The sequence below is a fragment of the Candidatus Nanopelagicales bacterium genome (assembly GCA_030700225.1).
GTDB lineage: Bacteria > Actinomycetota > Actinomycetes > S36-B12.
Window position 1 is genome coordinate 22,057 of record JAUYJT010000064.1, and the last position, 13,455, is coordinate 35,511.

A 13,455-nucleotide genomic window follows, 5' to 3' on the forward strand; every position below is an offset into this window, starting at 1 on the left:
AGGCGCAGCCTAACCTCAATCCAGCGGCTAGTGGGGGGCCTTTCGCCCAGGAAACGGGGAGGCGTGGTTCGCCAGGTCCGCGAAGTGGCCGAAGACCTGCACGCCCTCGCCTCAGGCCCTAGACTCCGGCCATGTTGGGACTTGACGGGGTTTCCGATGTCGTTGCAAGACACGTGACCGCTGGCTACTCAATGTTGAGGGGCGCTCATGTGCGAGTCCGGCGAGCTGGACCGTTCATCATCGTCAACGTTGTTATCAACAATGTTGAGCTGGGCTCGGCTGACACCGGGGATGTGATCACCCGCGTGGACATGGGTGTGGGCGACTTGGAAGAAGAACCGCAGGTGCTTGAAGAGGCCGACCAGGCGGAGGTTACTCCGGCCCCGGCGAAGAAGGCCCCGGCGAAGAAGGCCCCGGCGAAGAAGGCCCCGGCGAGACTTGGGAGTCGATGAGATGTCTGACTTTGTTCCGCCGGAAGTAGCTCAGGCCCCCAGCGATGCGGAGGATCTCCTTGAGCGCGTGGGGAAGCACTGGTGGCTGTTCTTGGCGTTCGGGCTAGTCAGCCTGGGCGTAGGTGTCGCCGTCGTCGTCTGGCCAGCGGTGAGCGTTGAGGTGGTGGCGATCCTGCTTGGCGCCTGGCTGCTGGTTAGCGGAGTCTTCTCGCTGGTGGCCAGCCTCGCGGCAACGGGTGAGGTCCCGTCGGCTCGCGTGCTGGCGGGCGTCGTTGGCGCACTATCGATTCTGCTCGGAGTGCTGTGCTTCCGTGGGATCTTCCAGGCGATCGAGATCCTCGCGCTGTTCGTGGGACTGGGTTGGCTGATGCGCGGGATCTTCGAGTTGATCTCCAGCCTTCAGGATCGCGAGCAAGCAGGTCGCGGGCTGACAATCCTCCTTGCGGTCCTGAGCATCGTGGCGGGGATCGTTGTTCTCGTTTGGCCGGGGATGTCGCTGTTGGCGCTCGCCTGGATCTCGGGAATATGGCTCGTTGTTCTTGGCGTGTTCCAAATCGTGAACGCGTTTCGGATCAAGTCGCTGGATCGCTCCGGCGCTCCATCCTGAGTCCACCGCCGTCACTCGCCTCCGCGGAGGCCCCGCTGATGCAAATCCTCTGCTGATCAAGCTCGTCAGCGATCTTCCCTTCCTGGGTGATCGTCGACCTCCATGATCAGCAGAAGATTTGCACCATCTGTCTGTCTTGACCTGAGCTCGCCGACCCAGCCACCTCAGTCCGCGGTGGATTCAGCGTTAGGGGTTGAGCTTCCACGGCCACCAACCGACAGACGCCACGATCCGTGCGGCTGCCTTGGCGTTCCATCGCGGGACGAGGGCGGATGCTCCTGGCGCGCCTCCCGCGTACTGAAGAGTTCCGCCGTCGTTGAGTTGGAACAGCCCCCAGTCTTGCGTCTTGTTGCTGTTCGGCACGCCGACGGCGTTGGGGATTAGTCGTGACTCGCGCCAAGAGATGCGCAGAGCTTTCTGCCACGCGGCCTCGCCGAGTGGGCGCTTGAACGCGCGCCTGATGTGGAGGGCCGAGACTACCTGGACGTCCATCAACCCAGCGGGCTGATCCATCTTGTCAGCGATGATCTTTGTGGCTTGACGCTTCACCCGTGGCAGCCGGAGCTGAGCGCGTGGCTTCAAGTGGCTCGGCAGTGACTTCACCGGGAGTGGGTACGAAGTTGGCGGGCTAGGGATGTTGGTGGACGCCTGGCCTGCGGTCTCAATACCGACAGGTAGCGCGATCGCGATACTTACCGCAACGGCGCCGATACGCAGAGTCGAAATCCTTGTGGACACGCGCTCTAGTGTTGCGAGACATGGACGGCTTTGCCTGGTAAACAGAGAAGTTCGGGCTCTTCCGCAACATTCTGGGGCCTATTCGCGCGACGAGTCAGACATTCCGGACAGGTTAGAGCCTGACGGACCAGCAGCTGTCTTCGCGGGTGGAATCGGCCCCGCGCGGGGGCGCCAGCGGAAGTACATGGACACCGAGCGTGCGGTCGGCCACGATAGCGGAATGGCTGACGACGACATCGAGAAGTTGTTGCGGGAGATCGCCGCCATGGACGCGCAGGGGTCGAGTCCGAGCAAGGGCATGGAACCCGCTGCGAGCAGCCGCGACGTCCAACCGGCCGCGGAGAGCCGGAGCCCGCGTGTCAGGTGGGCGTTGATCGCCGCCGTCGGAAGTGGCGGAGCGGGGTTCGTAGTTGGCTCACTTCTGTGGATGCTTCCCTGGGTGAATGGCCTGTCCACTGGTATTGGAGCTGCTCTGGGCGGAGCCCTGGCTGGCCTGGTCGGCGGCCCACCCGGGTGGATGCGGCGCTGAACCGACGCCGCGCTGCGATATCCACCGCGTTGAGCGCCAGGCGAGATGCCCACAGGGGCGATGTTCCTGCCGCAGGTGTCCGCTACGCAGCCAGTGTTGTGCCATGCGGTCGCTTCACCTGGTTGTGCGAGATGTGAGGGATCTGCTGCTTCCACGCGAATGCGTCGGGTGTGGTGGCGGTGAGCTCTGGCTGTGCAGGTCGTGCCTGGATTCACTGAACCGAACTCCCGAGAGCAGGTGGCTGGGAGGTGCCGGGGAGCGGATTCGTCTGACCTATGCCGCGCCGTATGAGGGTGTCGCTGCCGCTGCGGTATTGGCCTACAAGGAGCGAGGGTTGCGCAGCATCGCTGACGTGCTAGCGGCTCTGGCCGTCCGGGCGGCGCGGGGTTCCGGAGGGGAGTTCGGCTGTGACCCACCTTGTGTGGTTCCAGTACCCGCGACGTGGCAAGCACGGTTGCGACGAGGCGGTGACACGTGGTTGCGGGTGTGCCGCCAGGCCTTTCCCTGTGCTGGGGTCGGCGATGTTTCCCCCGCTCTGCGCTGGGCGGGCTGGGTCCAGCCGCAGAAGACCTTGGACAAAGACGCACGCGGCAGGAATGTTCGTGGTCAGCTCACAGTCAAGCCCGGATGGACCGGCCCCGGTCGCGTGATCGTGGCCGACGATGTGGTCACTACTGGAGCGACGGTACTCGAAGCCGCCAGGGCGCTGCGCCTGGCCGGTTGGGACGTGGAAGGCGCCGCAGCAATTTGCGGATGAGCCGAACGTGTTACCTCTTGTCGGCAACGATGCCCGCGGACGGATAGTTTGGGTACTGGGCGGCTGGCGGTAGCTGGCCAAGTGAATGAGGGAGGCTGATGTGGACATTGTCGTGCGCGGCCGACACATGGAAATCTCGGACAAGTTCCGGGAACTGGCCATAGACAAGCTCGGTCGCCTGGACAGGTTCGGGCTCGACATCGCCCGCGTCGACGTGGAGGTGTCGAAGGACGGCAACCCGCGCAACGCGGACCGCGCGGTCGAAGTCGAACTGACGTGCATCGGTAGGGGTCAGCTTCTGCGGGCCGAGGCCCACGCGGAGGACAAGTTCGCCGCGCTCAACGACGCTTGCGACACAATCACCGAGCGCTTCCGCAGAGCGGCGGACAAGCGGCGGTCCGTGCGTCGTAGGCGCACGCGGCTGATCGCGGCAGATGAAGCGATGCCGCTGCAAGTACACGTCGGGGCGGATGAGCCTTCCGCTTCTGAAGAGGTCGATCTGGCTTCAGACGTCGTTTTCGCAGATGGGCCTGTGACGGTTCGGGAGAAGGTCCACGTCACTAGTCCGATGTCGGTTGCCGAAGCGCTTGATTCCCTGGAGATGATCGGACACGACTTCTACTTCTTCCTGGACTCCGAGACCGATCAGCCGAGCGTGGTCTACCGGCGCCGGGGCTTTGACTACGGGCTGGTGCGTCTTGAGCTCGCTAGTGCCCAGGCTGCCGGCTGAGTCGCGTGGCTGAAGGGCGGTCGGCCTCCACCAGGACCACCGTTTCAGTTGTTGCCGCTGACCTGTCCCCGGTGTTCTTACGGGGTTTGGTGGCGGTGTTGGATGGCTGGCCCCGGGCAGCGGGCGTGTCGGCGGCCAGTCATGTGGCCGTAGTTCGCGATGAGCTGGCCAAGTCCCCAGATCTGCTCGTGCTCGACTCGCGGATGCTGACCATGGACGCGGGCCTGTGCCGTAGCGCGCGGGAAATGGGCGCATCAGTAGTACTAACTTTGTCGAAGAACTCTCCCCAGGACTTGGCGGCGGCCGTTAGCGACGGGGCAATCGGACTTTGGGACCGGGAGGGTGAGGCCGAGGATCTCCTGCGCACCCTCGCATCAGCCCTGGACGGTCGGGCGGCGGTCTCGGCGGCGGCTGGGGCAGCTCTGGTGGACCAGATGGCGGCCTCAAGCGACGCTCTTCGCGGCACGGCCGCGGACCAGTTGACCCGGCGTGAGATGGAAGTTCTGGCACTCATGGCGGGTGGGGCGAGCAACCGGGGGATCGCGGAAGTGCTATTCATCAGCGAGAACACCGTTCGCAACCATGTGCGAAACGTGCTGGACAAGCTACGGGCCAGCACCAGGACCGAGGCGGTCGTCCGTGCCGCCAGAGGCGGACTGATCCAGCTGAAGTAGCGCGGTAACGGTTCCGGGGGATGGGGTAGGGACATGCGGCGTGAGGCTTGAAGCCGCACGCGAAGTAGCGCGGTAACGGTTCCGGGGGATGGGGTAGGGACATGCGGCGTGAGGCTTGAAGCCGCAGGCGAAGTAGCGCGGTAACGGTTCCGGGGGATGGGGTAGGGACATGCGGCGTGAGGCTTGAAGCCGCAGGCCCTACCCCATCCCCCGGAACCGGGGCCGGGCTGGGGCCGGGCTGGGGCCGGGGTCGGACGTGCCGGTCGGATCGTCGAGGCTATTACGATGGCCCAAACCCAGTTGAGCCCGAATGCGCTCGAGGGTTGGGGATGAGGAGGGCGACGACGTGGCGCTGATGGAACGGGTCCTCCGCATGGGTGAGAAGAGGATCCTGCGCAGTCTGGAGTCGATCACCAGGCAGGTGAACGCGATCGAAGACGAATTCGTGTCGCTGTCGGACAAGGAACTGCGAGCGCTCACGCCGCAATACAAGGAGCGTGTGGCCCAGGGGGAGTCGCTTGACGAAGTGATGGTCGAGGCATTCGCCACGGTTCGGGAGGCCGCCAAGAGGACATTGGGCCAGCGGCACTTCGACGTCCAGATCACCGGCGGCGCCGCGCTGCACATGGGCAACATCGCGGAGATGAAGACCGGTGAGGGCAAGACGCTGGTCGCCACCCTGCCGGCCTACCTGAACGCGCTGTCCGGACGAGGCGTACACATCGTCACGGTCAACGACTACTTGGCCGAACGTGACTCGGAGTGGATGGGCCGCATCCACCGCTTCTTGGGACTGACAGTCGGTTCGATCCTGGCTAGCATGTCTGCGACCGAGCGTAGAGCGGCTTACGCGGCGGACATTACCTATGGCACGAACAACGAGTTCGGTTTCGACTATCTGCGCGACAACATGGCGTGGAGCAAGGACGAGATGGTCCAACGCGGGCACGCGTTCGCGATCGTCGACGAGGTCGACTCGATCCTGATCGACGAAGCGCGCACGCCTTTGATCATCAGCGGTCCCTCGGATGACGCTCCGCAGTGGTACACGGAGTTCGCGCGGCTGGTATTGGTGATGAAGCGCGGGGACGACTACGAAGTCGATGAGAAGAAGAAGACAGTCGCGGTCGGCGAACCCGCCATCGACAAGGTGGAAGACCAACTCGGGATCGACAATCTTTACGATACCGTCAACTCTCCGTTGGTGTCGTTCTTGAACAACGCGGTGCGCGCGAAGGAGCTTTACAAGCGGGACCGCGACTATGTCGTTATCAAGGGCGAGATCCTCATAGTCGACGAGCACACCGGGCGAATCCTCTCGGGACGCCGGTACAGCGAGGGACTACATCAAGCCCTCGAGGCCAAAGAGAACGTCGAGATCATGGCTGAGAACCAGACCCTGGCCACGATTACTCTGCAGAACTACTTCCGCCTCTACGACAAGCTGTCCGGAATGACGGGCACAGCGATGACCGAGGCCAGCGAGTTCTCCAAGATCTACAACCTGGGCGTCGTCGCGGTCCCAACAAATCAGCCGATGATCCGCGACGACATGGCCGATCTGGTGTACCGCACGGAGGAAGCCAAGTTCGAGGCTGTCGTCGATGACATCGCGGCGCGCAATGCCGAAGGTCAGCCAGTCCTCGTCGGCACCGTGAGCGTCGAGAAGAGCGAGTACCTGGCGGACCTGTTGCGAAAGCGCGGCGTTCCCCATGAGGTCCTGAACGCCAAGCAGCATGAGCGTGAGGCAACGATCGTCGCTCAGGCGGGGCGAAAGGGCGCGGTCACTGTCGCAACGAACATGGCCGGACGCGGAACCGACATCATGCTGGGAGGGAACTCGGAGTTCCTGGCGGCAACGGCCCTGTCACAGGGCGGGCTGAACGCGGTTGAGAGTCCCGACGAATACGAGAAAGCATGGCCGGAAGCTCTAGCTGAAGCGCAAGGCGCTGTCGCGGCAGAGCACGATGAGGTCACCGCAGCTGGCGGCTTGTTCGTGCTCGGGACTGAGCGCCACGAGTCGCGCCGGATCGACAACCAGTTGCGTGGTCGCTCCGGACGTCAAGGTGACCCCGGTGGATCGCGCTTCTACCTGTCGCTGCAGGACGACCTGATGCGGCTGTTCAAGGCTGACATCGTCGATTCCTTCCTGCGGCGGTTCAACGTCCCCGACGACGTGCCCATCGAGGCCGGGATGGTCACGAAGGCGATAGCCAGCGCACAGACTCAGCGCGAGGCCCAGAACTTCGAGATACGCAAGGACGTACTGAAGTACGACGACGTTCTGAATCGCCAGCGCATGGTCATCTACGACGAGAGGCGCCGCGTCCTTGAAGGCGAGGACATCTCCGCGGAGATCCTGGCTTTCGCCGAGGACACGATTCGCGGCTACGTGAGAGTGGCCACTGGTGATGGCTACGCCGAGGACTGGGATCTGGACCAGCTGTGGACCGCTCTGCGCCAGTTGTACCCGGTAGGGGTTTCAGTAGACGATGTCATCGAAGACAGTGGGGGGGACGTCGCGGGGCTAAGTGTTGAGTACCTGATCGAGACCCTGCTGGACGACATCCGAGAGGCCTACTCCAAGCGCGAGGACAGTCTCGGCGAAGAGGCCATGAGGGAATTCGAGCGTCGGGTCGTCCTATCGGTGTTGGACCGTAAGTGGCGCGAGCATCTGCATGAGATGGATCATCTGCGCCACGGCGTTGGCCTTCGTGCCATGGCCCAGCGCGACCCGCTCGTGGAGTATCAGCGCGAGGGCTACGACCTGTTCATGGGGATGATGGAGTCGATCAAGGAAGAGTCGGTCGGCTACCTGTTCAACGCCGAAGTGCAGGTTGAGGGCGCCGATGACGATCAGGACGTGGGCCCGGCTGAGCTCGTGGACGAGGAGAGCGTGACCGCGGAGACTCTGTCGGCTGCGATCGCCGCTCAGGCCGCGGCTGGGGCCGTCGCTGCTGCGTCTGGCCCGCATGTCAGGGCTCGCGGGCTAGGCCCGTCGCGACCCAAGCACATGGAGTATCTCGCTCCGTCCGAGGATGGGCCCGGAGTCTCGGTGCGCAGTTCAGACGAGTTTGACGATGAGCCGGAGCAGGAGCTGCCGTCCGGTGCGACGCGCGCTCAGCGCAGGCGCGCGCAGCGTTCTCGCCGCAAGCGTGGTCGCGGCTGACGGCTAGCGAATCTCAACCGCGGTGGCCATCCAACGGTTGCCGCTTCGCCTGACCCTGACCGCGACGGCTTGGCAGTGCCGCGAACCTTGCACGATCGAGCATCCTTCGTAGACCGTGTCGCTGACCCGCACTACGCGGACGCTTAGCACCTTGTTGATTGGTGAGTTGCCAGAGCGCGAGTACGTAGTGCGCAGCCGCAGTCGCTCCAGGGCACCCGGCTCTACGCACCGGAACAGCTGGGCGGCCGGGCGATCTCCGGCGGCGACCTCGGCGACGATTCCGGACAGTCGTCCGATCCAGTTCTCAAGGCTCCGGGTCGTGCCACACCGCTTGGTTGACGCTGGCAGTGGCACGTCAGGATCGCTCGGCCACGACAGGGGGAGCGCCTGCTGCCGTGTCGGAAGGGTTGCGGCGGTCACTGGTCACCGCCTGCCTGCGCGCGCTGTCCGCTAGCGCGCTGGCTCAAGTTCAGATTGGACTGACATCCGGTCAGCAGATATCGATGCACAACGACCCCCCGTTGATCAGGCTCAATGCCTGGAAGCATCCGATCCGACGCGGCGGCTAATGTCAAGCTCGATTTGGCCGGTTGTGGTTATCGTCATACTGCTCCGCATGAAAAACGGGGCCCTTCGGCACAGCGTGTCGAAGAGCCCCGCGCACGTCACCTGCCTCGACCACGAACGCAGGCTGTGCGGTTCTCCGGTCAGCCCCCGCCGGCGCGGTACTGTGCCTTTCTCGATCTCCTAGAAGGGACGGGTAATCCGATCTTCGGATGCGCCTGCGAATCAGGGATCTGGACACTGATCTCCGATGACCGCCAAGGCTGCTGCCCCGCATTCTCCCCGGACCAAGATTGAGTCCTGCCGACTCGTTCTTCCCGCTATGGGCGTGACTTCACTTTGAACCTTTTCATCCCAGCTGATTCCAGACTCACTCGCCCAGAACTATGTTGGGACGTTCTCACTGTTCGCTGTCTACGTAGCCGATGCAACGCGGAGAGGGCCTGATCCGCAGGATTCACCCGTTCCGACGACTGGCAGCCTGCTCGCCGACACAGGGCTGAGCCATGGCACGATATTGCGCAGGTAGCGATGTCGGCGTACGTGACTTCGTCGGCCGACGAGGAGGTCTCAGCGTGGCGGATCGATTGAGTCCGTTGGACGTGTCGTTCCTGTATCTGGAGGAGCCGACTACTCCGATGCACGTTGGGGGCTTGGGAGTGTTCGAGGCCCCGGCTGAAGGCTTCGATCATGACCATCTGGTCCAGCTGATCAAGACGCGGATCGCGTTCGTCCCCCGCTACCGTCACCGGATCCGCTGGGTGCCGGGCCGCGTAGCCAACCCCGTCTGGGTCGATGACGAGTCCTTCGACGTGACCTACCATGTTCGTCGCTCCGCCCTTCCCCGGCCAGGAACGGAGTTCCAGCTTCACGAACTCGTCGCGCGGATCATGAGCCGACCGCTCGACCGGAGTCGTCCGCTGTGGGAGATGTACCTGATCGAGGGCCTTGAAGGAGGACGCTTCGCCATCTTGACCAAGACTCATCACGCCATGGTGGACGGGCTCGCAGCGGTGGACATCGGCCAGGTGATCTTGGACGTGACTCCTGAGCCCAGGCAGATGGGTACTGATGTGTGGCGCCCTGCCAGGGAGCCAACCTCGATGGAGTTGTTCGCCGGTGGCGTCGCCGACGCTTTCCGTTCGCCCGCGGCCATCGTCGACAACTTGAAGTCAGCCATGGGTGACCTTCGCGAGACGGCGGGGGGCGTGGGGCGCAGCGTCGCCGGAGTGCTGAGCGCGGCAGCCACTGTCGTGCGCCCGCCCATCGCCAGTCCCTTGAATGTCGAGATCGGTGAACAGCGCCGCTACGGAACCGCCGACACACAGCTTGCGGACTACAAACGCATCCGCAAGGCCCACGGCGGCACGATCAACGACGTCGTGCTGGCAGTTGTCGCTGGGGCCCTGCGCGAGTGGCTCATGACTAGAGGGGAGAGCCTGTCGAACCGCAGCGAGATCCGGGCGCTGGTCCCGGTGAGCCTCCGTCCTGAGGGCAACACCGCATCGGGAAACCAGGTCGCGGCGTTCCTGTGCGACCTTCCGGTCGGCGAGCCCGACCCGGTCGTCAGGCTCCAGAGAGTCGCTTTCGAGATGGGGCAGTACAAGGCCAGTGGGCAGATGCTCGGGGCGCAGGCCATTGTCGGCCTGGCAGGTTTCGCGGCGCCAACGCTGCATGCCATTGGCGCCCGAGCGGCCAACGACCTGACGAGCAGGGTTTGGAATCTCGTCGTTACGAACGTCCCCGGGCCTCAGTTCCCCCTCTACGCGGGTGGATGCCGGATGCTGGCCGCGTATCCCGTCGTGCCGCTGGCGAAGAACCAAGCCGTGAGCATCGGCCTGACGTCATATGACGGCGGCGTCTACTACGGGCTGAATGCCGACCGCGATGCCATGCCCGACGTGGACGTGCTCTGCCAGTGCATCGTGCAGGCTGTCGCGGAGTTGCTCGACACCACCACACCGAGCGGTCGGCGGCGTACCGTAAAGGCATAGTGGCTCGCGCCCTGCCGCGGGCCTGAGTGCCTTGGAGGTGGCATGAGTCCCGCGCGCGATGCAAGACGCGGTCTGGTACTCGGGGGAGGAGGCGTCCTGGGCGCCGCGTGGATGGTCGGCGCTCTAGCGGCTCTGCAGAAGGTTCACGGATTCGACCCGCGCGACTCCGAGGTGATAACCGGGACGTCTGTTGGGTCAGTAATCGGGTCCTTGCTTGGCGCGGGAATCTCCGTGGATCAGATGATCGATCACCAGCGTGGGCTGCCAATCACGACGGGGCCCTTGGCTGGCTACTCATTTGACTACGAGAAGGCCGCGGGCGGTGGTCGCCCCCAGCGTCCCAAGATGACACGGCTGGGCTCGGCGGCCTTGCTCGGAGCTAGCCTGCGGAACGCCTGGCACATGCCACCAACCGCTATCCTCAGCGGCTTCATGCCTGCCGGTACTGGGTCGTTGGTGCGCGTGGGCCACTTGATTGACGCCATCACGCCCATGGACGAGTGGTCACCTCATCCCAACTTGTGGGTGATCACCATGGATTACCAGGACGGCCGCCGCGTCGCCTTCGGCAAGCCCGGGGAAGTCGCCGCACCCCTGGCGCAAGCCGTGATGGCGTCCTGCGCGATTCCGGGGTGGTTCGCGCCCGTGGACATCGGGGGACGGCAATACGTTGATGGTGGGACGTGGTCATCGACCAACTTGGACCTGGTCGCCGGCCAGGCGCTGGACGAGGTTTATGTGGTCGCCCCGCTTGTGTCGTTCCATCTTGATCATCCCAAGGCGCTACTCACAAGGCTCGAACGTCGGTGGCGCCGACAGGTCACCAAGAGATGCCTGAGGGAAGCTGAGGAGGTTAGGGCCAACGGTGCGTCGGTCACGATCTTGGGGCCGGGCCCGGATGACCTGAAGGTAATGGGCGGCAACGTCATGGACATGCCGAGGCGTACAGAGGTTCTGGAGACTTCGCTGCACTCCAGCATCCAGACGCTTCGGGATCCGGAGAATGTCGGTCCTGATCACGTTTCCGAACTTGGGTAGCCCGTAGTTGCGAATTGCGAGGAGTGAAGTGGACGCTGTCACCAACACACCGAAGCCGGTCAATGAGCCTATCGGGGACTACGAGCCCGGCTCGGCGCAGCGAGACACACTGCGGTCCCGCCTTGACGAGCTAGCCAGTCAAACTCCGATCGATCTGCCTTCGTTCATCAACGGCGAATGGACCGAGGCCTCCGGAGAGCCGTTCGACGTAGTCCAGCCTCACGATCACGCGGATGTGCTTGGGGTCGCTCGTGCCGCTCTCCGGGTTGATGTCGACAAGGCGATCTCGAGCGCCCACGACGCGGCGCCTGGCTGGCGGGACATGTCGTTCGATGACCGCGCTGCGGTGATCTTGAAGGCAGCCGATCTGCTCGCGGGTCCGCGGCGGGCCACTCTCAACGCCGCCACCATGCTCGGCCAGTCCAAGACCTGTTATCAGGCTGAGATCGACGCCGCATGCGAGTTGATCGACTTCTGGCGTTTCAACGTGCATTTCGCGCGGCAGATCATGGCCGAACAGCCGACGTCCTCGCCCGGCGTCTGGAACCGCTCGGACTACCGCCCGCTGGAGGGATTCGTCTACGCGATCACGCCGTTCAACTTCACCGCGATCGCCGGCAATCTGCCCACGGCCCCAGCGCTGATGGGAAACACGGTGGTGTGGAAACCCGCTTCCACGCAGCTGTACGCGGCTCACTTCCTGATGGAGGTCCTGGCCGAGGCCGGATTGCCGCCTGGTGTGATCAACATGGTGACTGGGGCGGGGGCCCCGGTTTCGGATGCCGTGCTTGCCGATCCCGGCCTGGCGGGCATTCATTTCACCGGCTCTACGGCAGTGTTCCAGTCGCTTTGGCAGACCGTGGGGGAGAACATCTCCAACTACCACGCCTACCCGCGGATCGTGGGGGAAACAGGCGGCAAGGACTTCGTACTGGCGCATCCTTCGGCAGATCCTGGCGTGCTGACCACCGCTTTGATCCGGGGCGCGTTCGAGTACCAGGGACAGAAGTGCTCGGCGGCGTCGCGCGCGTACATCCCCCGCAGCGTGTGGGACCGCATGGGATCGGAGTTCGCAGATCTGGTCGACTCGCTGCCGATGGGCTCGCCGCTGGACTTCGGGAACTTCCTATCGGCGGTCATCGACGCGAAGTCGTTCGAGTCGCTGAGCCGTTTGCAGGGCCAGGTTCGCAGGGACGACAAGGTGCGGATCGTGTCAGGAGGTGGGTCAGACGATTCGACTGGTTACTTCGTTCGCCCCACCGTCCTGTTGTGCTCCGACCCGGAACGCGAGTACTTCAAGAACGAGTACTTCGGCCCGATCCTGACCGTTCACGTGTTCGACGACAGTGACTACGACCGCGTCGTGACGCAGATGGAGTCTGTGTCCAGTTACGCGCTGACCGGCTCGATCATCGCGTCGGACCGGCGGGCGATCGCTGATGCCGCCAGTCGACTCAGGTTCGCTGCCGGAAACTTCTACATCAACGACAAGCCCACCGGCGCTGTAGTTGGGCAGCAGCCGTTCGGCGGCGCGCGCGCTTCCGGTACGAACGACAAAGCCGGGGCCCCACTGAACCTGCTCCGGTGGGTTAGCGCTCGATCCATCAAGGAGACGTTCGTGCCGCCCGTGGATTATCGATACCCCCACATGGGCTAGTCGCGCGTCTGGCTCTCAGTCGTCTTGGGGAGGCGGACCGCCCGCCTTCAGCCACTCGGAACCGACTTCGGATTCCTTGCGCAGGTACCGCTGCGTCCAATCAAGCGCGATCGACTCGATCTTCCTGGACAACAGCGGCACCGACGCCTTGATCATTCCGGTAGTCGTCAGCGAGGTCGAAGCGTCTTCCGCTGTCAATGACAAGCCGCCGTTGAAGGCGATTGGTGCCTTGCCGAAGTCGGCATGGAATGTCGCCGCTCTTGAACCTTCAGCGTCGGGCGGTCCCCACTTCTGGGTCTCGATCAGTGTGATCGTTTCCCCGACCATGCTCCGCGCGAACGCCGGGATCTTGGCTGGCAATACGCGGCGGCTCACGATGATCATTCCGTCGCCGTCGGTTTCGACATGGGCGGATACTTCGATCGACCCGCTCCTGCGGCACTTCAGTTCGATGAACTTCACGTCGCAGAGCATCAAGAAGACGTCTGGGGCGGGGGCGTCATACCGTCGGACGTCGTTGATTTGAGTCGACACTTGACCTCCATG

Annotated in this window: 13 protein-coding genes; 10 read left to right on the forward strand and 3 right to left on the reverse strand. The window is 63.9% G+C overall.

What is annotated here, in order from left to right; genetic code table 11:
* Window positions 1–131: 131 nt before the first annotated feature.
* Window positions 132–452 carry a hypothetical protein gene (locus Q8P38_10295; GenBank protein ID MDP4014992.1) on the forward strand — a complete coding sequence of 107 codons (321 nt, stop codon included), beginning with the start codon at window positions 132–134 and terminating at the stop codon, window positions 450–452.
* Between the two features lies 1 nt (window position 453).
* Window positions 454–1,059 carry an HdeD family acid-resistance protein gene (locus tag Q8P38_10300; GenBank protein MDP4014993.1) on the forward strand — a complete coding sequence of 202 codons (606 nt, stop codon included), beginning with the start codon at window positions 454–456 and terminating at the stop codon, window positions 1,057–1,059.
* A 186-nt stretch (window positions 1,060–1,245) separates the two neighbouring features.
* Here Q8P38_10300 and Q8P38_10305 read toward each other — a convergent pair whose 3' ends face one another.
* Complete coding sequence (locus Q8P38_10305) at window positions 1,246–1,662, reverse strand: hypothetical protein (protein ID MDP4014994.1); 417 nt, start codon at window positions 1,660–1,662, stop codon at window positions 1,246–1,248.
* Between the two features lie 355 nt (window positions 1,663–2,017).
* Between Q8P38_10305 and Q8P38_10310 the strand changes: the two genes are divergently transcribed.
* The 5 genes from Q8P38_10310 to secA all read left to right on the forward strand — a co-directional run bounded on the left by Q8P38_10310 (window position 2,018) and on the right by secA (window position 7,656).
* On the forward strand, window positions 2,018–2,326 hold the full coding sequence (locus Q8P38_10310; GenBank protein MDP4014995.1) for a hypothetical protein: 309 nt from the start codon (window positions 2,018–2,020) through the stop codon (window positions 2,324–2,326).
* A 103-nt stretch (window positions 2,327–2,429) separates the two neighbouring features.
* Window positions 2,430–3,083: a hypothetical protein gene (locus tag Q8P38_10315; protein ID MDP4014996.1), complete on the forward strand. Its 654-nt coding sequence runs from the start codon at window positions 2,430–2,432 to the stop codon at window positions 3,081–3,083.
* An 85-nt stretch (window positions 3,084–3,168) separates the two neighbouring features.
* Entirely contained in the window at window positions 3,169–3,813 is a 645-nt protein-coding gene (gene raiA, locus Q8P38_10320; protein ID MDP4014997.1) for a ribosome-associated translation inhibitor RaiA, read from the forward strand.
* A 5-nt stretch (window positions 3,814–3,818) separates the two neighbouring features.
* Window positions 3,819–4,487 (forward strand): response regulator transcription factor, encoded by a 669-nt coding sequence (locus Q8P38_10325; GenBank protein ID MDP4014998.1) that lies wholly within the window; start codon window positions 3,819–3,821, stop codon window positions 4,485–4,487.
* A 310-nt stretch (window positions 4,488–4,797) separates the two neighbouring features.
* Window positions 4,798–7,656, forward strand: coding sequence for a preprotein translocase subunit SecA (gene secA / locus Q8P38_10330; protein MDP4014999.1), 2,859 nt, complete (start codon window positions 4,798–4,800; stop codon window positions 7,654–7,656).
* A gap of 3 nt (window positions 7,657–7,659) precedes the next feature.
* On the opposite strand, the gene Q8P38_10335 is transcribed toward secA, so the two are convergent.
* Complete coding sequence (locus Q8P38_10335; protein ID MDP4015000.1) at window positions 7,660–8,076, reverse strand: Rv3235 family protein; 417 nt, start codon at window positions 8,074–8,076, stop codon at window positions 7,660–7,662.
* Between the two features lie 719 nt (window positions 8,077–8,795).
* On the opposite strand from Q8P38_10335, the gene Q8P38_10340 reads away from it, so the two are divergent.
* From Q8P38_10340 to pruA, 3 genes are read left to right on the forward strand one after another with little or no spacing between them, the layout of a single operon-like run.
* Window positions 8,796–10,214: a wax ester/triacylglycerol synthase family O-acyltransferase gene (locus tag Q8P38_10340; protein ID MDP4015001.1), complete on the forward strand. Its 1,419-nt coding sequence runs from the start codon at window positions 8,796–8,798 to the stop codon at window positions 10,212–10,214.
* Window positions 10,215–10,256: 42 nt separating this feature from the next.
* Complete coding sequence (locus Q8P38_10345; protein MDP4015002.1) at window positions 10,257–11,252, forward strand: patatin-like phospholipase family protein; 996 nt, start codon at window positions 10,257–10,259, stop codon at window positions 11,250–11,252.
* A gap of 28 nt (window positions 11,253–11,280) precedes the next feature.
* Window positions 11,281–12,909 carry an L-glutamate gamma-semialdehyde dehydrogenase gene (pruA, locus tag Q8P38_10350; protein MDP4015003.1) on the forward strand — a complete coding sequence of 543 codons (1,629 nt, stop codon included), beginning with the start codon at window positions 11,281–11,283 and terminating at the stop codon, window positions 12,907–12,909.
* Window positions 12,910–12,924: 15 nt separating this feature from the next.
* On the opposite strand, the gene Q8P38_10355 is transcribed toward pruA, so the two are convergent.
* Window positions 12,925–13,443 (reverse strand): DUF2505 domain-containing protein, encoded by a 519-nt coding sequence (locus tag Q8P38_10355; GenBank protein MDP4015004.1) that lies wholly within the window; start codon window positions 13,441–13,443, stop codon window positions 12,925–12,927.
* Between the last annotated feature and the right edge of the window lie 12 nt (window positions 13,444–13,455).